The organism is Paenibacillus sp. FSL H3-0329, from assembly GCF_037963285.1.
In the GTDB taxonomy this organism is placed as follows: Bacteria; Bacillota; Bacilli; order Paenibacillales; family Paenibacillaceae; genus Paenibacillus_AQ; species Paenibacillus_AQ odorifer.
On record NZ_CP150150.1, the window covers coordinates 6,277,660 to 6,300,157 of the forward strand.

General features: G+C 38.4%; 18 protein-coding genes. All 18 read right to left on the bottom strand.

The features are described from left to right. Positions 1-60 precede the first annotated feature (60 nt). On the bottom strand, positions 61-2,400 hold the full coding sequence (gene pcrA, locus NSQ66_RS27840) for a DNA helicase PcrA (protein ID WP_076215990.1): 2,340 nt from the start codon (positions 2,398-2,400) through the stop codon (positions 61-63). A gap of 61 nt (positions 2,401-2,461) precedes the next feature. Then, entirely contained in the window at positions 2,462-3,181 is a 720-nt protein-coding gene (locus NSQ66_RS27845; protein ID WP_143763187.1) for a heptaprenylglyceryl phosphate synthase, read from the bottom strand. Between the two features lie 226 nt (positions 3,182-3,407). Then, positions 3,408-4,274 carry a phosphatidylinositol-specific phospholipase C/glycerophosphodiester phosphodiesterase family protein gene (locus NSQ66_RS27850; protein ID WP_076215981.1) on the bottom strand — a complete coding sequence of 289 codons (867 nt, stop codon included), beginning with the start codon at positions 4,272-4,274 and terminating at the stop codon, positions 3,408-3,410. A gap of 108 nt (positions 4,275-4,382) precedes the next feature. Continuing rightward, on the bottom strand, positions 4,383-5,789 hold the full coding sequence (locus NSQ66_RS27855) for an undecaprenyl-phosphate glucose phosphotransferase (protein ID WP_076215976.1): 1,407 nt from the start codon (positions 5,787-5,789) through the stop codon (positions 4,383-4,385). Next, the gene (locus tag NSQ66_RS27860) at positions 5,786-6,739 is read right to left on the bottom strand and encodes a glycosyltransferase family 2 protein (protein WP_076140807.1); all 954 of its coding nucleotides are present in this window, start codon (positions 6,737-6,739) and stop codon (positions 5,786-5,788) included. The genes NSQ66_RS27855 and NSQ66_RS27860 overlap by 4 nt, the downstream gene beginning before the upstream one ends. Before the next feature lie 108 nt (positions 6,740-6,847). Further along, positions 6,848-7,867 (bottom strand): glycosyltransferase family 2 protein, encoded by a 1,020-nt coding sequence (locus NSQ66_RS27865; RefSeq protein ID WP_076215972.1) that lies wholly within the window; start codon positions 7,865-7,867, stop codon positions 6,848-6,850. A gap of 118 nt (positions 7,868-7,985) precedes the next feature. Beyond that, entirely contained in the window at positions 7,986-8,849 is an 864-nt protein-coding gene (gene rfbD / locus NSQ66_RS27870; protein ID WP_038573485.1) for a dTDP-4-dehydrorhamnose reductase, read from the bottom strand. Between the two features lie 24 nt (positions 8,850-8,873). Next, positions 8,874-9,896, bottom strand: coding sequence for a dTDP-glucose 4,6-dehydratase (rfbB, locus tag NSQ66_RS27875; protein ID WP_076099637.1), 1,023 nt, complete (start codon positions 9,894-9,896; stop codon positions 8,874-8,876). Positions 9,897-9,950: 54 nt separating this feature from the next. Then, entirely contained in the window at positions 9,951-10,499 is a 549-nt protein-coding gene (rfbC, locus tag NSQ66_RS27880; RefSeq protein ID WP_076215968.1) for a dTDP-4-dehydrorhamnose 3,5-epimerase, read from the bottom strand. Positions 10,500-10,519: 20 nt separating this feature from the next. Beyond that, on the bottom strand, positions 10,520-11,263 hold the full coding sequence (locus NSQ66_RS27885) for a sugar phosphate nucleotidyltransferase (protein ID WP_076215964.1): 744 nt from the start codon (positions 11,261-11,263) through the stop codon (positions 10,520-10,522). A gap of 44 nt (positions 11,264-11,307) precedes the next feature. Continuing rightward, a complete protein-coding gene (locus NSQ66_RS27890; protein WP_076215961.1) occupies positions 11,308-12,543 on the bottom strand; it encodes an acyltransferase in 1,236 nt (411 codons plus the stop codon). 83 nt (positions 12,544-12,626) lie between these two features. Beyond that, positions 12,627-13,538 (bottom strand): NAD-dependent epimerase/dehydratase family protein, encoded by a 912-nt coding sequence (locus NSQ66_RS27895; protein WP_256721536.1) that lies wholly within the window; start codon positions 13,536-13,538, stop codon positions 12,627-12,629. Positions 13,539-13,557: 19 nt separating this feature from the next. Continuing rightward, complete coding sequence (locus tag NSQ66_RS27900) at positions 13,558-14,301, bottom strand: hypothetical protein (RefSeq protein WP_339279487.1); 744 nt, start codon at positions 14,299-14,301, stop codon at positions 13,558-13,560. A gap of 20 nt (positions 14,302-14,321) precedes the next feature. Further along, the gene (locus NSQ66_RS27905) at positions 14,322-15,872 is read right to left on the bottom strand and encodes a glycosyltransferase family A protein (RefSeq protein ID WP_076212523.1); all 1,551 of its coding nucleotides are present in this window, start codon (positions 15,870-15,872) and stop codon (positions 14,322-14,324) included. Between the two features lie 17 nt (positions 15,873-15,889). Next, a complete protein-coding gene (locus tag NSQ66_RS27910; protein ID WP_076212525.1) occupies positions 15,890-17,935 on the bottom strand; it encodes a glycosyltransferase family 4 protein in 2,046 nt (681 codons plus the stop codon). Between the two features lie 3 nt (positions 17,936-17,938). Further along, positions 17,939-20,218, bottom strand: coding sequence for a methyltransferase domain-containing protein (locus NSQ66_RS27915; RefSeq protein ID WP_076212527.1), 2,280 nt, complete (start codon positions 20,216-20,218; stop codon positions 17,939-17,941). Further along, positions 20,208-21,500, bottom strand: coding sequence for an ABC transporter ATP-binding protein (locus NSQ66_RS27920; RefSeq protein ID WP_076212529.1), 1,293 nt, complete (start codon positions 21,498-21,500; stop codon positions 20,208-20,210). The genes NSQ66_RS27915 and NSQ66_RS27920 overlap by 11 nt, the downstream gene beginning before the upstream one ends. Then, a complete protein-coding gene (locus NSQ66_RS27925; protein WP_081388010.1) occupies positions 21,490-22,347 on the bottom strand; it encodes an ABC transporter permease in 858 nt (285 codons plus the stop codon). Before NSQ66_RS27925 ends, NSQ66_RS27920 begins: the two co-directional genes overlap by 11 nt. Positions 22,348-22,498 lie beyond the last annotated feature (151 nt).

The window sequence follows — 22,498 nt, forward strand, 5'->3', positions numbered from 1 at the left end:
TCAATAAGTTTCCTAAAGTTAGCGTGGTCTAAATATCCGTTCGTTAATCGTTGTCTGCTATTATTCCACTTTGGTAATCGGCGCAAACCCCGCAAGCAGACGTTTGACACCCACTGGTGCCGGAAAAGCAATCTGCAGCTCCGTGTCATTCCCGCTGCCTTTAACAGATACAACGGTGCCGGTGCCCCATTTGCCGTGGGAGACCTTGTCACCCGCTTTGTAATCGCCAGCTGCTGCAGCCCCTGCTCCGGTAGCACGCTGTGCGCCTCCGGAGGTCACGGTCACGCTGCTCTTGCTTGCCGCCGCTGACGCCGTGCTTCCGCCGCCTGCCGGCGTAGCTCCGACGGCTCCGCCTCGGCCGCCAAAGTTCCCACGGCCACCGCTGCCGAAACCGCGTCCGCCGTAAGCACCGCCTGCCTCCGCGCCTCCGCGCTGGAAGCGGTCTTGAGTCTTAACGGTATCTTCCTTCAGTTCCTCCGGAATCTCCTCTAAGAAGCGGGACGGTTGGTTCGCCGTCGTCCGGCCAAAGAGCGTACGCATCCGCGCACAAGAGAGAAACAGTTGTTTCTCCGCGCGGGTGATCCCCACATACGCAAGCCGGCGTTCCTCCTCCAGCTCGTCGTTGTCCTGGAAGGCACGGCTGTGTGGGAACACGCCTTCTTCCATTCCGACGATAAATACCGTCGGGAACTCCAGACCTTTGGCGCTGTGCATCGTCATTAACACAACCGCATCACTACGATCCTCTTCATCATCGTTCACACTATCGATATCTGCGATAAGTGCAAGATCCGTGAGGAAGGAGACCAGCGACTTGTCTTCATTGTTCTTTTCAAACTCCATCGTCACCGATAAGAACTCATCGATATTCTCTAGCCGCGAACGTGATTCGAGTGTATTTTCATTTTGCAGCTCCAAACGGTACTGCGACATCTCCAGTATTTTTTCCGTCAATTCGGTTACAGACAAGAACTCCACCATACGATGCAGAGCTTCAATCATATCGTAGAACTCTACTAGCATATTCCGCGTCCGTCCAGCAAAGCCCAAATCATCGACCGTTTGCAGAACGCGGAAAATAGAAACACCACGTTCACCAGCCGCAGCTGCCAGCTTACCAACCGTTGTATCTCCTAATCCACGCTTAGGAACATTAATAATACGCGTCAGGCTGATATCATCATCAGGGTTAGACAATAAACGTAGATACGCCAGCAGATCCTTGATTTCCTTACGATCATAGAACTTGATCCCGCCAACGATTTGATATGGAATATCTGATTTGATCAGAATTTCCTCTATTACCCGTGACTGAGCATTCGTCCGATACAAAATCGCGTGATTCTGGTAGGCTTGACCTTGTTTCACATTTTTGCTGATTTCTCCGGTTACAAAATATCCTTCGTCATGCTCGGAATCCGCCCGGTACACCTTAATCTTGGCGCCTTCCTCGGAATCGGTCCACAGCTTTTTCGGTTTACGGCCACTATTAAGCGCGATTACCCAATTGGCTGCATTCAGGATATTAGCGGTTGAACGGTAATTCTGTTCTAGCAGAATCGTCTTCGCTTCCGGATAATCCTCTTCAAAATTAAGAATATTCGTAATATCCGCACCACGCCAGCGATAGATCGACTGGTCACTATCCCCTACCACACAAATGCGGTGGTGGCTGTCTGCCAGCATGCGGCACAACATGTATTGTGCTCTGTTCGTATCCTGATACTCATCCACATGGATGTATTTGAATTTCTTTTGGTAAAAATCCAGAACCTCGGGAACTTCCTTAAATAATTCGATAGTCTTCATAATCAAATCATCAAAATCAAGCGAGTTATTGCTTCTCAAACGTCTTTGATACATTTTATAAACCTTAGCAACTAAACCTTCGAAATAATCACCGACTTTTTGCTCATACTGCGCCGGAGTTATCAACTCATTCTTAGATGCGCTAATTATGGCTTGTACAGCTTTCGGTTCGAATTTTTTCGTATCAATATTCAGTTCCTTCATGCAATTACGAATAACTGATAACTGATCTGTAGAGTCCAGAATCGAGAAGTTGGAGGTAAATCCAATCCGCTCAATATCCTTCCGCAAGATCCGAACACACATGGAGTGAAAGGTAGATACCCAAATATCTCTTCCCTCAGGTCCAACGAGCTTAGATACACGTTCCTGCATTTCCCTCGCAGCTTTATTCGTAAATGTAATCGCCAAAATCGCCCAAGGCGGCGCCTTTCGATTAGCAATCAGCCAGGCAATTCTGTGAGTCAGCACTCTCGTCTTCCCACTGCCCGCACCAGCCATAATCAAAAGGGGTCCTTCAGTAGTTTCGACAGCCTGCCTTTGTGGAGGATTCAATCGGCTGACCGCGTCTTGTATGTTAATAAGTTGCATGTGTAACATGCTCCTTTCCAAAAATGAAATTACAAATCATAAGTAGTCCATAAGCTAGCCGCTACTCGAACTGCTCTTGCACCGTCTTTTTAACAGCTAATACCGTACGAATTGCCTGCTCTACATCCCGATAAATAATATTGCCGACAACTACTGTATCACATAGAGCTGCTGCCTGCTCGGCCTCCGCCTCACAAGTAATGCCGCCTCCATAAAATAGTTGGGCTTGCTCCACCATCTCACGCACTATACGTACTGTCTCCATATCCCCAAATCTACCGCTATATTCAAGATATACTATTGGCAGAGACATCAGCTTGTCCGCAACCTGGGCATACGCAGCCGCCTCTTCAGCATTAATGGTTGTCTCGGCCCCTGTAATCCGCGCAACTGAAGAATCACTGTTCAAAACGACGTAACCTTCCGTTAGCAGCTGATCCCATGGGATCATAAATCCATAACGCTCTATAGCTCGACGATGATGACCTACAATCCAAGCTGGATCGGGTGTATTTAGCACCATAGGAATCATATAAAGATCAAATCCGGGTACAGCAGCTTCAAGTTCGGATACCTCGAGTGCACAGGGCAGTTCAAAACGTCTTACTCTTGATAAGAGATCTACTGTATTCTCATAGGTTACTCCTGTAGAGCCCCCTATCAATAGGGCATCCGTGCCGGACAAGCAAACGGCCTCCAAATCCTCATCAGAAATCATACGATCCGGGTCCAACTTAAACACATGCCGCCAAGGTTTGATCATTTGCTGTACTGATTTCATGAGAATCATCCTTAATTGTCATTTGGGCAAGACAAAACACTCCTGCCGCCGCAAAAGATATAGATCTAGTCTATGCCAGCACAGGAGGTGTGTCAATTTAAAGCGAACAAAAATACGAACATTTTTTCGTATATAAATTTGGGGTCCCTGCAAAGTACCTGAATACGCATCTGAGGAAAGCATCACTTTGTGGGGATATATTAGTGGTAATGAGTGGAGAAAGATTTCAGCGTATACCTTTGAGGTTATTCAAATCATTTTCAGGCACAAAATCACTATAAAATCCGTCTACACCCATACGAGATAACTCTCTAATCTCATCCTCTTCATCCACTGTATGAACGTATACACGAGCTCCAATATTTTTTAACTGTTTGACAAAACTCTTGGTGGCCCGGCTAACTGGCATCGTAATATCCACACCTGTTTTTTTAACAAACTCAATAACTTGTTCATCCGTATCCTTAGATTGGTACAGGGTGTAAAGCACTTCTGGAAAAGAATACACCTTATTGATCTCATCAAGCATCGGCTGATTGTAGATCTGTGGAACTATCCGCTCCAACAACGCTGGATCCCGACGCTGCGCCGCTTCGGTCAGCAATGTAAATTGCTTCTCTATAAGTTCCGGTTGGATTTCTTTGGTATCCGTAACGATATAAGCATCTGGATAATTCTGCATTAGATCAAGCACCTTCTCAATATCAAGCGGAGAGTATATATTCAGGATGGGGCTGTCCATAAATTCCTCGTAATCTAGTGCCACACCCTGTTTATTAGCAGGGAGAACCTCCAACTGACCTAAAAGCTTGCTCATATTGCCTGTCCATTCATGCCGAGCAACCAACTGATCATCCTTCGATAACAAAAAATCAACTTCAAATACGCGAGTTCCCCGTTCATAGTTAGCGACAAAGGCCTCCCAAGCATTGGTATACGTATAGCCGTTAATTCCCCCCATGGCATGTGCAACGATTCTGTGCGCTTCAAAACCGCTCGCGGGTTGCTCTTCCTCTTTGTTCAACGTTATTACAAGAATCATTATTAGTGCGACAATCATTACTACGGTTGCAATAATCTTTTTCTTATTCATAGTTGTGAGTTTCCTTTACAAAGTTTAGATTAGAAAATTAATACCCCGCTCTGCCTGTGGCAAAACGGGGTATTATTAAAATTTCACAAATCTAAATAAGTGCAGGTCTCAATATGCGTTTTTGTTAACGAAGCCGTTGCGAATCGTTTTGAAAATAATTCGAATATCGAACAGTAAGGACCAGTTCTCGATATAGAAAATATCGTGCTTAATCCGTTCCTCAATTGAAGTATCCCCGCGCAGCCCGTTGCTCTGTGCCCAGCCCGTAATTCCTGGACGCACATGGTGCTTCACCATATACTTCGGAATTTCATCACGGAATTGTTCTACATAAAATGGTCGTTCTGGCCGTGGGCCAACTACACTCATATGACCGAGTAATACATTAAAAAATTGCGGAAGCTCATCCAGACTTGTCTTACGGATAAAGGTTCCAAATCGAGTTCTACGAGGATCTTCCCGCGTACTCCAACCTGTATCCTCTTCCCCGTCCTGCTGCATCTTCATTGAACGAAACTTATACATCATAAAATTACGCCGATTAAGTCCCACCCGTTCCTGCCGGAATATAATCGGTCCCGGTGAGGTAAGACGTACGCCGAGAGCTACGATCAGCATCACGGGAGATATCATAATAATAGCGAATAGAGAGAACACGATATCAAACAAACGTTTTGCCATCTTATTCCCCGTCATATCCAGTGGAATATCACGAACATTAATCATTGGCATACCTGCAAAGTTATCAAAGTAAGGTCGAGCTGGTAAATAATCAAAGAAATCCGGAATAATCAATGTGCGTACCCCTGCTTTTTCACAGGCCGCAATAATGGAAGGATATTTAGAATGCGCATCGAGCGGCAAGGCTAGAATAACCTCGTCCACAGGCAGCATCTCCAGCATTCCGGATAACTGATCAACCGTACCTAAAATCGGTTTATAGCGCTGTTCTTCAATTCCATCCCAAGTATGATAGTCGTCTAAGAAACCAATAGCTTCATATCCGAGCTCTGGATATTGCTCCAAATTGTTGTAGAATCTTTTGCCGAGTGTACCAGCGCCGATAATAAGCACGAACTGGCGGTTGAATCCCTTTTCTCGAAAAGATTTAAGCATCTTCTTCAACACATAACGGTAAAGCATAATGGAAAGAACATTAAATCCCATATAAATAGCCAGATATGTACGGGAGATATCAATTTCTTTCACGAAAAACATTAGACCGAGCAGGATGAAGATGCTCATGATATGCACTTGGAAAATCTTAATAAATTCATCGACAAAACGTTTCTTACGCTTAGGCAAATAAAGCGATAAAAGGATACCGATTAAGACAGCTACTCCGCCATAGATCATACTCCAATAAGCGTACGACTCTACGGGTAGAGGATTGTAAAATTCCATCCATCCACTCTTAAACTTAAGCCACCAAGCCGCCAAAAAAGACAGCTGAATGACAATGAAATCAGCAACCATATAGAGCTGTGTCAAAAATTTCTGATTCCGCCGAATCATAATCTCACCTCAGTATTCTTATCGTTACGAGTGCCTGTTTCAGGGGCAGAGCTAAGACTCTGTGCAGGTGATGGAACTGCTTTAGGAAAGATTAGGGCATTCCGCAAAAGGGACAGAGCAAACTTCATACCAACACCAGCATATACTGTTCCATTTATAATACTGTTGTACTTCCTACTATAATGCTTACGATGAAATAAAATCATTGCCCTGTGAAATTCATAGACAATCTTGAACGGTCTACGTCTGGCACTGCCGCCTTTGAGATGTACGATGGAGGTCTTCGGATAATAATAAATCTCCCAACCAGCCTCTTTAATACGATAGCACCAGTCTAAATCCTCACCGTACATAAAAAACTCTTCATCTAATCCGCCGACCTGATCAATCGTCTCCCGCCGCAGCAGCATAAACGCACCCACCAGACAATCTATCGGGTAATCAAGATCAGGGTCCAGATAACCTAACTGGTAACCGTTAAACTTCGGTCGATCCGGAAACAACTTACTGAAACCAAAAGCATAATAGAAGGAAGCGGATGGCGTAGGAAATCCTCGCTTACACGCTTTATCCAGCGACCCATCTGGCAAAATAATCTTACATCCTGACGCCCCAACATCGGGCCGACCATCCATAAAGGAGATCATCGTCTCCAGCGTATCCCTGCGTACCACCGTATCTGAATTGAGCAATAGTACATACCGTCCGGATGAAGCTTCCATCCCCTGATTATTTGCACGGGCAAAACCGACATTGTCGTTATTTGCGATCAACATGACACTTGGAAACTCTCTACCAATCATCTCTACCGAATCATCATGGGAATTGTTGTCTATCAAAATAATTTCATAGGAATAGTTCGTTTCTGAGTCATATACCGACCTGATACAGTCCATCGTCAGGCGACACGTGTTGTAATTGACAATAAGTATGCTTACATCTACATTCACTGCGTAACGCTCCTGACAAATATAGTAATCTACCGACAATTATTATAACATAAAACCTCCCTGAGAGGAGGTGACCTTTCAGGGAGGTTTTTCCAGATACTGTTTGATTTACGTGTTCTTTCGCTCTTTTACGATGGTCTGTATATATTTTCGTTTCTTTTTTAACGCTGGGAGCTGAGTGAAAAAGGATTTCCACGCTACGATTAACTTCGGCTCTCTCAGAAGCATATAACCATGAGCGGCAATTTCATAGGGAAGGGAAATCAAGATTGTCTTCAGCATAGTTCGAGCCGATTCATTCTTGTAGATCATTTTGTAGCGATTAATGTAAGATATTCGCCGGATGAACATTGGTTTGGTACTACGGCCAGACGTTTTCCACCCACGTTCATGATACCCAATTGCCTCAGCATCATAATACCCCTGCCAGCCAAATAGCTGGGCTCTCCAAGCCACATCCACATCTTCCTTATATGCAAAAAAATCTGCATCAAAAAACTCCCCATCAACACTAACGTCTTCAATCATCCGTCGAGAATACATCGCCGCCGCCCCAGATACACCAAATACTGTCCCCGACTGTGTCCATAGTTCTGCTGGATCCCCCGCACCACGGTCAAACGCACGCCGTGCCTTGTTCATCTGAAGACCAGTGCTATCCACTGATCCGTGATCAGCCTTTAGCAAAAGCTTACCTGTGGCGCTGCCGATCTGCGGGTTGGCTTCCATTAGTGCGATTAGTCTAGAGATATAGTCTGGTGCCAGCGTCAAATCCGGATTGAGAACGAGCACATAATCTGTTTCTGTAGTAGCTATAGCTTGGTTATGAGCTGGGGCGAAGCCTGTGTTTTTTGGGTTTTGGATGAGTAGCAGGCTCGTAGACGCTTCTTTGTTAGCTTGTGAATTGAACGGTTCTAAATCCTCTAGTGAATTACTTGAAAAAGCCCCTTTATCGATCGCGTTAAAGAATATATTCACTTTCTCTGCACAATCGTCCGAAGACGCATTGTCCACAACAACAATTTTCTCAATAGGATAATCCTGTGCCATTACTGCCTCTAAGCAATCTATAATGTCATCCGCACTGTTGTAGGTGACGATATGTACACTAACTGTTTTGTTATTCATGAGTATCCTCGACTTTGTAATTTCTAATTAACTACCTGCTTCCTTCTTATTATAACGAAAGAACACAAAAAACTCCCGCATCGTTATAAACGATTTAGGAGTTTCAATTGGTGTTATTCTATTCTTTTAGCTCTAAGAGGAAATCTCTCAAGCCTTCACGCCAAGGTCGAATGTCCTCAAAACCATTCGTACGTATCGACAGATGCTCCATCACCGAATTCCGAGGACGTGGTGCAGGTCTCGGAAACTGTTCCGTAGCACACGGTTCAAGCGTAGCAGTGAATTTGAAACCCAAAATATCCTCGGCCTCTACAAAGATCGCCTGTGTAAATTCAAACCAGGTACAAGAGTCGCTATTTGACGCATGGTATACACCATACTTCTCAGTTTGAACAAGCTCAAGCAAGAATCGAGCTAAATCGACTGTGTAAGTAGGCGAACCTTTTTGGTCATCGACAACTTGAAGCATTGGCTTTTCTTGACCAAGCTTTAGCATTGTTTTGACAAAGTTATTTCCGTATTTGCCGTACACCCATGACGTTCGTACGATGAAATACTTAGAGGAGAGGGATTGAACGAGTACCTCACCCGCACGTTTCGATTTGCCGTATATACTCTTAGGGTCTGTATTATCATATTCATGGTAAGGCTGTGCACCCATACCATCAAATACATAATCCGTGCTAATATACACCAGCTTGGCTCCAGCTTTTTCAGAAGCAAGCGCTACATTTCGGCTGCCAGTAGCATTAATTAAATAAGCTGCATCAATATCACTTTCTGCCGCATCTACTGCCGTATGAGCAGCACAATGAATAACCGCATCCGGTCCAAACCCGCCAATAACTTGGATGCACTGATCCAGATCAGTAATATCCATCTCCTGACGATCGCAAGCCAACACTTCGTGACCTTGATGCTGGAGCAGTAAAACTACGTCCTGACCTAGTTGTCCGGCCGCACCTGTAACAAGTACCTTCATAGCTATTTTACCCCCGTATCAAAATTACAATGAGTCACCTAAACGATCACCATATTGCTGTTCAGCATATTTTTGGTATTCCCCAGATTGAATGCGGGTCCACCACTCGCGGTTATTGAGATACCATTGGATAGTTTCTTTAATACCTGTTTCAAACGTATGTTTCGGCTTCCATCCCAGTTCATTCATAATCTTAGTTGGATCAATCCCATAACGGCGATCATGACCAGGACGGTCTTGAACATAAGTAATCAAAGAATCAGGCTTGCCTAGTTCCTGCAATACCGTGTTTACAATATGCACATTCGTACGTTCATTATTGCCACCAATGTTGTAGACTTCGCCGTTCACACCCTCATGAATAACCAAATCAATCGCGCTGCAATGATCCTCAACATACAACCAATCGCGGATATTCATTCCATCGCCATAAACAGGCAACGCTTGATCAGCAAGTGCACGGGAAATCATCAGCGGAATAAGCTTTTCCGGGAATTGGTACGGGCCATAATTGTTTGAGCAGCGGGTAATATTCACTGGCAGTCCAAACGTTTCGTGATACGCACGTACTAGCAAGTCTCCGCCTGCTTTACTTGCTGAATATGGACTGTTAGGAGCCAGAGGAGTTTCTTCGGTGAATAATCCTGTCGCTCCCAGTGATCCATATACCTCATCCGTAGATACTTGAACAAACTTAGTGATACTGTATTTTTTCGCCGCATCCAAAAGCACTTGTGTTCCAAGTACATTCGTCTTCACAAACACTTCCGGCTCTAAAATACTCCGATCCACATGCGACTCCGCCGCGAAATTGACAACGACATCCACACCCTGGCTAATCAGTTCATCCATCGCAGTAACATCTGTAATGTCGGCCTTCACGAAAGTGTAATTAGGATTATTCTCAATTGCTTTCAGATTCTCTAGATTGCCTGCATACGTTAATGCATCTACATTAACAATTTCGTAATCAGGGTGTTGTTGTAACATGTACAGCACAAAGTTGCTGCCGATAAACCCAGCCCCGCCGGTAACTAGCAGTTTCATTTATAGCCCACCTTTTGTTCTTTGAGATTATATTTAAATTTTTGCTTACCACTGTTAATCAAAGTTTATTTCCGCATCTTTTAGTAATGGATGACGTTGATCCTTATCCGACAATATCGGACTAGAAGTCGGCCAATCAATATCTAAGGCTGGATCATTCCATAATATGCCACGATCATTTTCAGGGGAATAATATTCGTCCACCTTATATAACACTTGGGTGTTAGGTACCAAAGTACAGAAACCATGAGCGAAGCCTTTAGGCACCAGTAGTTGACGTTTATTATATTCACTAAGAATTACTCCGACCCATTGACCAAATGTAGGTGAATTACGACGGATATCGACGATAACATCATAAATAGCACCGGATAAGACGCGGATTAACTTTGTTTGCGCCTTAGGGTTCAACTGGTAATGCAGGCCACGTAACACTCCAACCTCTGCGGAAAGGGACTGGTTATCTTGAATAAATTGATAGTTAACTCCGAGTTTATGCATTATTTCTTCGTTATAGCTTTCCATAAAAAAACCCCGGTTGTCGCCATGGACAACCGGTTCTAGTAGGCTTGCGCCTTGTAACCTTAAAGGAGTGACATTCATGTTGGAGCTCCTCCTCGTTTCTATAGTTTTAATTTGCCGAATTCTTCATCAAATAGAATTTCCTTGGCCAATTCATTGGCTCTCGCTAGTGATGAATGCGTGCCCGCATCAGTCCACCAACCGCCTAGAACATCATATGTTAGTTTATTTCTTTTAATATATGCATTATTTACATCCGTTATTTCAAGTTCTCCACGATTTGAAGGAGTAAGCTTCTTAATAATTTCGAAAACCTTACTATCGAACATGTAAATCCCAGTGACGGCATATCCACTTTTTGGAGCAGTAGGCTTTTCCTCAATAGATATGATATTATCGCCCTGGAGTTCAGGAACACCGAAGCGCTGTGGATCGGAAACCTTTTGAATCAGAATCTTAGCTCCAGTTCCTTGAGCTTTAAAGTTTTCAATATATTGAGAAATATCCTCTTCAAATACGTTGTCTCCAAGAATAACAACACTTTGGTCATCTCCAACAAATTGTTCTGCAAGACCGAGCGCTTGTGCTATACCGCCAGCTTCATCCTGAACTTTATAGGTAAAAGAAGCACCCATAGAGTTTCCACTCCCCAGCAGATTTACCACATCACCCATATGCTCTTTACCAGTAACAATTAAGATATCCTTGATACCAGCCTGTTTGAGCTTATAGATTGAGTGGAAAATCATTGGATATTTGCCTACTGGAAGAAGATGTTTGTTGGTCACTTTTGTTAGAGGGTAAAGGCGTGAGCCTGTGCCTCCGGCTAGTATAATTCCTTTCATTTTATTCTCCCTCCAATACATGTTTTTCAAAAACACAGCTTATTTCACAATTTTAAATTCTTTGTATTATCAAGTCTTCTCGATTGATATGGCAGTGTAGAAGCGATGTCTTCTTTATTTATAAGATTCTCAAATCTCTTAACTACTATGCTTGCCGACTTAATACCTAGTAGATCAACAAATCTATAATATAGATAACTGATCAAAAACAATAGGAACATAGAAATAGTAAACATCAAAACAAAACTAATATTATATGATAATTGACCAGTTAAATAGTGCATCATAAGACTGGATAATGAACAAAGCATAAGCAAATGTAAGAGATATAATGAGAAAGATATTTCTCCTAAAAACAAACAAATTCGACTACTAAGTAGTCTCTTTAGATACGATGAGTTCAAAGCACAAATTAGTAGAAGAAATGCACCAACAGTATGATAGAACTCGTAGTAAGAATTCACCCCTAAGAAATCCAACTTTAAAAAGCCATATAATCTAGTAGGTGCTCCGAATTGTTCACGCCAAGGGTAAGACCCGAAAAATAAAGCTAATAAAAATATTAAAAACAAAGCTATTCTATTTTTAATTTTCAATAAATCCTTAGAGTGGAGATCACTTAATAATAAACCCAGAAAAAATGCTAAATAGTAGCTATTCCATAAAAGAACAAATATCAGAGGATATATTGCATAACGTATATTAGTCTTTCTAAGTACGAGCATAAATGAATAAATCATGACTGATCCATAAAATTCATATTTTAAAGTCCATAAAATCAGGTTATAATTTTGCTTTCCTTGAAAAACAACTCCATAAAAAGCTTCTTTTAATGCTTCTAAAGAATCTGAGGAGAAGTTATATATTCCTTTTAGCCACCCCAGTGAGTTAGCTATTTCATTTGCATTTGTATTATAAAATAATCCAAGAGCAAGCAAAGTAAACGCTAAAATTATTGATACTGCAATGGGAATATTTAAACGAATATACCTTTTTATTATATTCCCTAGATAATCATTGAACGTATAGTGCTCTAATCTCCAGTATTTATAACTTAAAACAAAACCACTTAATATAAAAAAAATAAAAACAGCGAAGCTCCCGTTATATAGCACATTTAATGGCGAAGCTGAAACAAATAGTTCAAACGAGTTATAAACATCACTAGGATTCCCTGTATGCAGTGCCGGATAAAAACTTAAAGTATAATGAGATAGTACAACCATTAATGCTGCAACACCACGAAGACCATTTAAATGAAGCATTTTTCTATCAGACATTTCAGCCTCCAACTTTTCGATTACTCAAACTCAGACTAATAAAGTAATAGAACTTAGCCACTTCCTTATATTTGTTCCTTTTTTCAATTGTTAAGATTTTTAAAAACATCTCTCAATCCACTTTCAATATTGAACTTCGGTGCCCATCCTAATGCTTTCAATTTTGCATTATCTAAATAGCTATGTAGAATATCCCCTTTTCTTGGACTTTCAAAAATAGGAGTGATATTTTTCTTTAATCCACTATTCATTAAGTCATAGAGATTATTTAATGAAACCCCTTCACCAGTACTTACGTTAAACAAATCATTATTGCCTTTATCCATTACAAATAAATTTGCGCTAACAATATCTTTTACATAAATAAAATCTCTGGTTTGTTCACCATCACCATAAAGACTCGGAGGTTCATGGTTAAGTAGACGATCCAAAAATATTGCTACCACACCACCTTCTCCCTTAGCATCCTGTCTTTCTCCAAATACATTAGCATAACGTAATATTGTGTAATTAAGCTCATTATTACTGCAAAAAGTCCTAATATATTGTTCAGGAGTATATTTTGATATTCCGTAATATGATATTGGATGTATTTGATGATCTTCATTGATAGGTAGATAATCTGGATTTCCGTATACTGCAGCTGACGACGCATAAATTATTTTTCGAACCCCTGCTTTGTTGCAGTAATCAAGAAGTTTTATTGTGCCTATTATATTTGTTGTAGCATCCTCTACTGGATTGATCATCGATTTTTGCACACTTACTTGAGCCGCATGATGAATCACAACTTCAGGTGTAAATTCCTTTATTATCCTTTCCGCCTCCAATGACATAAAATCCATTTTGTAAAAGCGAGCCGATTTATTTAAATTCCTAATATAACCGCTAGATAAATTATCAATTACTAAGACATCATGCCCATTAGCTAATAGTTCGTCAACAATATGTGATCCAATGAATCCACACCCACCAGTTACTAATATTTTCATCATAACCCACCTACTTTTTATATTATTTACGTTTTAATAATATTTTTTTAAAAAAAGAAAATATTATTAATAAAATCATGGATAGAACAGATACACATACTGAATATGCCGCCAACTTAATAAAATTATCATTTGATCTACTTGATTCTGCTATCCTGACACTTTTCTCTGAAGGATTTTCAGAATGCAAATTAATTATTTGAGTACTTCCATTATATATTTCCACCTTACCAGACCAAGCATGCTTTCCAAAAACTAGTTCAATACTGCTTTTAGATGACACATTTAGTTTTTGGGGATTGATGTTACCGCTCATTGATACTATTGCTCCATCCTTATACACCCAGCCACTAGAAATATCTATACTCTTGAGATCCAGTTTACTCTGATCTATTATAATCTCGTTCAACCAAACCTCTGTTCTATTTGAGTTAGAAGCCTCACTAATTGGCGTCAATATTATATTTGTATAGTTCATTGGTTCGAAGTAATTTTTCGGAATAAATACAAATGAAATAAAAAGACTTATAAAAAAAACTAGAAATAGCTTCAGTACTTTTTTAGTTAATGAATTATTTCTCAACAAGCCAATACTTTTTTTTATTAAGTATCTAAAAGTAAAGAAACCTAGAGCAAAAAGATACATATAAACAAAAATAATATATACCTTACCTTTATTATGGATCGGTATAAATATCTCGCTGAAAGAAAAGAAAAAAAGAATAGCTAACAATATAGCTATTAATTGTTTTATTTTTGCTCGCATTCTTTTAACAACTCCATTTTTTATTTAAACCATTTATTCAAATTTAATTTTATGAATAATTTAATAAGCCATTTCCCTTTTTTCGTGTTAAAAATCCTCATTAATTCATATTTGAGGTTATTATCTATTTCATGATCTTGCAAATAACCTAATTCAGGATATGACACCGCAGGGTTATTCCACATATACCCTGGGCCATTCATGTATATTAGATTAAATATTTCGTCTCCGAACCGTTTATAAAGTTCTTTATGAAACTGACTAATCTTATAATAAAGATCGTTTACAATTTCTCGGTTGAATTGCCTAGACATTGAATTACCACGAATGCGATAATAAACGAGTGCTTCGGGAATACTGACACCCGCGCATCCATTCTCACACATATTTATCCATGATTCATGATCTTCCATTCCCTTTTTCATTTCCACTTTGTTAATTCCATACTCCAAAAAATGATCTTTTCTGATTACCGCAAAAGCACTCAGCATGTTGGATAACAAAAGCAGAGGAAATTCTGTATCAAAAGTAACCCACACATCTTCTCGTAAACCAAAAAAACGCACCCATGAGTAAACAAAAGAAACATTTATATAACTTTCAAGAATTTCAATACATCTTTGATAATATTCAGGCGCTACTAAATCATCCGAATCTAAAAAAGTTATAAATACTCCTTTTGACGCATAAGCCCCTACATTGCGAGCATTTGACAACCCCCCATTTTTAATGGTTATAATTTGTATAAAAGGCATTGACAACTCTATTTTCCGTAAAATCTCTTTACTCTCTAACTCATCACTACCATCATCTACAATTATAATTTCAATCTCAGGGTAAGTACTGTCAATAACACTCTGAATAGTCTCTAGTATCATCGATCCCATATTATAGAATGGAATTATTACCGAGAGTAAGCTACCCTCTTTCTGTACAAAGTCCTTCTTATTTAAATATGGAATACTCGAACTGATAGGATATTTTTCATTCTGGTTATTCATATTTTTCTCGTGGAGATGATTAAGATCTAGTTGTACATCCTTGTCTGCTTCAATGTAAAGAACATCCGTTTTATTCTGCCAAGTATCACGTACTGTTTTATCCCACGTTAAAATAAAATGTGATGCATCAAGCGAAAATTGATTTTTCTTTTTCAACCAATACTCTGGAAATCGAAACGCACTTGCATCGTGGTGGGGAGTAAATACAGAGTTTTGTATGGTGATTATTGACACTTCATTAAATGCAGGATTTTTACACCATAAATTTTGCAGCAGATAATATGGGAGTGCCCTATTATTATTATTAATGAATATACATATTGGTTCCCTATTTAATTTCCGTTGTTCAACTAAAGTATTTGACAAATTCAGAGAATACGAAAAATCTCCATTTAGTTCTATTTCCGATGGGATAGAATCAGAATACCTAACAATGTTTTTAGATTCAAACCAAGGTCTAACTGGTACTCCACTTTGCAAAATTATCTTATGAACATGCTCACACAGCCAGTCTTCAAATGGTTGTGGTAACTTTTGGCTCAATATACTTTCAATATACCAGATCTCCATTTAAACACCGCCATGTATTAGAATCGTTTTTTAAATTCTCTATGCAAAACGTCTACTACTCTAACTAAAAACTTTCCTTTTTTTCCACCAACTGCATCAACTTTATGTTTTAGGCGATGATATATTTTCTTCGCTCTATAATTATTTTGTTGACTAACAGTTAGATCATTTGAAGAACTAGAATTCATTAAGTAGGGATATAGCACAAAGGGAGTCCATTCATTATTACGGGTAGAATAATGAGTACTGTAAATATAGTATTCTTCTTTAATATCAAGAATCTTTGTTTCACCTAATGTAATATATTCCTTTGGTAGAATATATCCTGTCATTTGAAGAAATTTTTTCTCACCTAGTTCCTTCAACCTAATATCATAAATATCTCTAAGTGATTTACTATAATCATCCAGTTTATAGATAGCTCTTGTTAAACTAGTATAATCCCGATAAGTATTGGGTTCTAGTAAGTTATACTGCTCATAGTGATCCTTATTTCTAAATTGTGCACCCACATATCGAATGGAATCATTAGCCGCTAAAATATTCAAAGAATTTGTAATATAATCACAATCAAAATTATCATTAGCATAACAAGTTAAAAGGAACTTATTGACTGGGAGCAAATCGTCGAAACTCCCATCAATCTTAGAAGCATATCTTAATTTTCCAAGATAATGAACTGGTGTTCCCGGAGATTGATTCTTAAGAATATAACTTCTGTCTTTATCTATTTCCGAAAGATTCACTAATGATATAGGCCCAGTATCACTTGAGATACCTTCATCCAAAATAATCAGAGATAACTTATTCTTCTCTAGAACCCTATTAATTGAATATGACGTATTAGTCTCTGGCTGAATAGAATTAATTAAACTTTCATAAATATCATTGAACTCTTGATTTTTTGTCACTCCATATGGTCTGCTCATACGATGACGCATCTCATCATTGTCAAACATACATTCCATTTGTGTAACAAGGTCACTAGATGTACCATGATATAACAAAGCATTTTCTTGATGTTTAAAATAATCTCTAAACGCTGGAATATCATTCGCAATGATTGGAATCCCCGTATTATACAATTCGTGAATACTATAACAAAAAGACTCTACATAATTTGGAAAGACTGCAAATCGAATATTTGTTAACAATTGCTCTAATTCCTGATGATTGAGCTGACCAGTGAATATGAATCTTTCCTTTAGATGATCGGGTATTCGAAGCAAAAGTTGCTCCTTATAAGGTTGACCATTTAAGTCTAAACCATCATATCCTACAAGATAAAAAATACTATTATTTTCAGGCCGTTTTATCATCAATGCTATTGCAGCATCAACGAAAAGATCTACTCCCTTTAATTGAAATATTCGACCGTAAAATATAACATTCTGCTGGCTCTCATTAAGGCTATAAGAAACATCATTCCATACTTCTACAGGAGGAGGAGAAACTATAACTCTATCGTTTTTCACTCCATAACGATGAGTGTAAATCTCCCCCCAAGCATTAGAAGGAACGAGCAAAATATCTACATCTTGTATAACTTCTTTTTCCATTTGGTACATTTCAAGCTTGTATAAATCAAAGCTATTAGGTACTTGTTCAAGATCCATCAACTCAATTGTACAATGTGCTCTCACAGCAAGGACAGTTTTGGAAAACTGTCCTTCAAATCGTTTTGCTTTAACTGAAAAATAGCCTATACCTACATAATCAAAAAATTCAATATAATCTACTTGCTGAAGAAGAGTTAATTTATGAAGCCCCTTATAAAAACGATAGCTTTTTTGCAGGAACACATTGGAAAATTTTTGCCCATAAGGTTCTTCTTGTATCCATTCAGACAAACATATTACCTCTAAGTTCTTACTATTCGGAAGCTTTGGCTGAAAGTCTTTAATATATGATTCACACTCATGTTTCGGCATATCTAATAATAAAATCACGCGGTTATTTGCATTCTGAAGCAACTGCTGCATAGCATTATAAATAAACACACCGCACCCGCCGGCGTTAATAGGGTAAAGCTCATACGAAGTAAAGACATATGTTCTAACCATATATTAATTCTCCTCAAGAAATCTTTGAATACTTAACTCTGATGCGATGTCATTTTCTTTTTTCCATATATTATATAAATCCAAGATTTCTTTTCTATTTTCCATTGCATACTTGGCTTTCTTGGCAATTTCCACTGGATCATCCGGACTATTAATAATTAGATAGTCTTTCAAAGGACTTCCATCAAAATAATGATGGTTTGGCCCTGTCAAACAAGGTACACCCATGTTCATACTTTCCAATGGGAGTAGCGGGGCGCATTCTGAGAAAGTAACATACAAATTGAGGTCGTTAGATGCCAAAGTAACTAAAAGTTCTTCACGAGGAACTGCCTTTTCAGAGCCCTCCATGTTCAAATTTAATTGTTGAGCAAATGACTTCATTCTATTATTGTAGGGAATGGCATTTATACTAGCATTCTCTATTAGACTTACTGCTGCAATCTGAGTGTATGCATTTTTATTCCAAGTGTTACCTGATGCATAAATACCTATTTTCACAGATTCATTATGTTTTAGATCTTTATTTTCCAGGAATTCGAGACTTTCATTCTTCACAGTATTTTTCACAAAGAAACTTGGGAATCCATTCTCCTTATACAGTTCAGCCATACTTTCCTTAGCAAACCCCCAACTATCTACTATGCCTTCGTTGCAGAGTTGAATGATTTCCTGATACCGACTCCATGAGTAGTCTTCATACATATGTGTTGTATTTCCATGCCAATAAATTTTTATTGCTATTTTAGAATCTACACTTTTAATAAATTTCGCTAATTCATAATAACCAATAGCAAAGCCACTAAAAACAATTGCTTTTGGTTTGCTTTCAGCAATCAATTTACCTACACGCATAATTTCGTTAGTATCAAATAATTCCTTAATGGGAAGTGTAAACGGAAATAATTCTTGGGTTGAATGCGAGACACCTAGCCATTCAGGTTGATGAATAGCAATACTTGATTGTTCAGGAATTAGCGCAAGTTTTATCTCAAGCCAACTATACTTGTTATTTTTTCTTTCACTTTGCTTATTATTAACAAGTTGACTCAATTCGTTGTTGCTATTTTCATAACTATTGTGTTGTTTTTGTTGTTCTTTAGACTTCAGACGATAATTGCGGATAGTATTTAAAAGCTTTCTAACAGGCTTTGAGAGTCTATAAGCACGATCTAGACTGCGCATCTTAGTAATGACTCTCCAAGCAAGAGATGTTTCTATATCATATAACCGCGATTCTAAGAGTACTTTATTGGAGGTCAACTGTGATACCTCATGCGATAGATTCCCACTATATTTTTCCAGTTCTTCTATCTGTTCTTCGAGTGAATTAAAGCTTAACGAAAGTGCTTGATAAAGTTTATTTAGATCGGTATATTTGCTACTGAGTTTACTCTTGTCATCAGTAAGAATGGCGATTTCTGCTGTTTGTTCTGCTATCATTGTCTTATTTCTTTCATTTTCATTTCTCACATCTGACAATTCCTGATTTAAAGAGTTCATATCATCTTGCATCTTGAATTCTTTCTCTATACGTTCCTTTAGCTCTTCAGCTCTCCAGCCTATCTCCCCTTCAAATTTTGTTATAGTCGGTCTAATCTTATCATCCATTAAATGAAGACGAGAGAACATAACTTTATTTTCTAAATCTTCTACACTCCAACTATCTGATAACTTTGTATAATATATATCCTGTTCCGAGGCCACTTTTGACAATACAGAGCAAGGCAAATCCAATTTCAAATAATCATGGACTATTGAATGCTGCCAACATCCATTATGATCCATAAATTTCAATTCCGTATTTTCAGAAAAATTATTTTCAAAATGAATAATACCATGTTTAGAGACGCGGACCAGTTCCTTTAATATTCCCTCCATATCTGCAGGATTGATGTGAATAAGTACAGATACTGTATACACAAAATCAAAATAATTATCAGGGTAAGGGAGTTGCGTTCGTGGCTCTATAAGGATAATGTTTTTTATTAAATCCGGCTTATGGGAGAGACGATTCCTTAAGCTTTCTAACATTGTAGGACTTTGATCAACGCCATAAACTTCTATATTAGGTATATCACTCAAATAATCCACATGTCTCCCAAATCCCACTCCAAACTCCAAAACTTTAGATTCTTTAGGCAACTTGGAAAATATATGTGTTAAAATGACTTCCTGAATTCCGTAAAGAGGTTGCAGCGATCTTCTTTTCTCAACCTCATCTGCCCACCCCATTCCATTTTGTTGCCACCATGCTTCATTTTCGTATATATTATTTGTCATATAGACCACCTTCTGTTTCTATTCTAATTGGAAAATGAACCTTGTAATGGACGGGTCGATCAATTTTCCTTATAACCTCAAAGGCACTGGCTCCATCAATTTGTTCATATAAAAAAACATCAGAATAATCGCGATCTGTCACTCGATTAACAGCAACCGATACAGAGTAACTCCCTTGTCTAAGCCAAATCGGAAAATTGAATCTTATAGTTCTTTTCTCTTGTTTTTCTAAGGAAACTAGAGTTATATCTTCATCGAACATAGTTGTTCCAAATAAATCTATTCCTGTAATATCTCTAACTAAAAAAGATACATTTATATCCGTTACCTTTTCCTTAGAATACAAAGTGCAGATTATTGAAGCTTGTTCACCAAATTCATATGCCTTGGTAGGTTCTCCATTTTCATTAGCCATATGCACATCTCTGAATGAAACAAGTCCTGAACCGTATCTAAAACTAGAGCTAGTATCAATACTTGTTATTTCTTCTATAGTTTCATCGTTTTGAATTGAGTCATCACTATTGTATTGATTCATTTCGTCGCGGATCATAGCCAGATAATGATTTGTTATTTTCTCCGAACTTCCTTGATCAACTAGATTTCCATGTGATATTAGTATTGCCGAATGACACATTGACTTTATTGCATCTACGGAATGGCTTACGAATAACAAGCTAACGCCGCCATCTTTAAGTTGGCGCATTTTCGAGACACATTTCGCTTGAAAAGCTGCATCCCCAACTGCTAGAATTTCATCTATAATCAAAATGTCTGGTTCCATATGAATAGCAACGGAAAACGCTAATCTAGCGAACATACCGCTAGAGTACGTCTTAACAGGTTGATCGATATGCTCACCAATGTCAGCAAAGCTTTCTATCTCAGAAAATTTACTTTCTATAGATTCTCTGCTAATTCCAAACATAGTAGCATTTAAATAAACATTCTCACGTCCTGTGAATTCTGGATTAAAACCCGATCCAAGTTCTAAAAGTGCAACAACTTTTCCAAACACTTCAACCTTGCCACTAGTCGGGGTTACTGTACCAGCAATTATTTGTAGTAAAGTAGACTTGCCTGAACCATTCTTCCCAACAATCCCAACCGTATCTCCTTTTTTCACTTCGAACGTTATAGAATTAAGAGCAGAAAATGTTTGATGCCTTTTTTTAGTTTTAGAAACATTAAAAAGATCCTTTAGTCTATCCGCAGGTGTATTATACATTTTATATATTTTAGATACACCGCTCACTTTTATTGCTACCTCATCAAATGACATCTGCAAATCCCTTCCTTAAATAATTAAAGATTGATAATCCTAGAATAAAAATAACAAATGAAATAGATAACGATATTAAATAACTTGAAATCGAGAATAACTGCCCATTCACAAAAATATCTCTAAATTGAGTAATTATCGGAGCTATGGGGTTCAAATTAATTAAAAACCTAAATTTTTCCGGAAGCGCTTCGGAAGAGTAAAATATTGGAGACATGTAAAATAGAATATTTACTAAAAGACCCACTATATAAACCAAATCCCTTAAGTAAATCCCAAATGCTGCAACGATTAGTGCAAATCCAAGAGAAAGAAGCATGCTAGGAACTAATACTAAAGGAACAAATACAAGAGTCCAATTTGGTGTGTTCAGAAAAAATATTTTACCAACTATTAAGAGCGCTACAGAAAAAAAACTATTAATTATCGTGGAGAGTACTATGCTAGAAGGAAGTATTTCAATTGGTATAACCACTTTTTTTATATAATTCGCGCTTTGCCCCAATAGGCTCACAGAACGATTAACGGACTCCGAAAAAATTTGGAATGGAATAAGTCCTGCGAAAATCATCATTGTGTAAAGCATATTTCCATCTTGAATAGATGAGTCGCCCCATTTTGATTTAAATACGCTAACAAATATGAAACTATACACTCCAAGCATTAATAAAGGAGATAATAGAGCCCATATTACACCAAGAAGTGAACCTTTATATCTTTGTTGGAAATCTCTCTTAGTAAGCTCAAAGAGCAAATCTTTCGATTTATATATACTTTTTAGGTAATTCTGTATCCGTCTATAAAAATCCATTTTCATCGCCTTATCTTTGTTTATTTGTCCGAACATTAAAACACACTTCAGGAAATATTCAATAAGTCCTACGTTGTATATCACCTCTAAATGCGCACCAAATATAAATCCATCTTCTCAAGGTCTCTATCAAGAGAAACATTATAATATGGTGGCGTAAATTGTCCAAGCAACTAGCTCTCATATT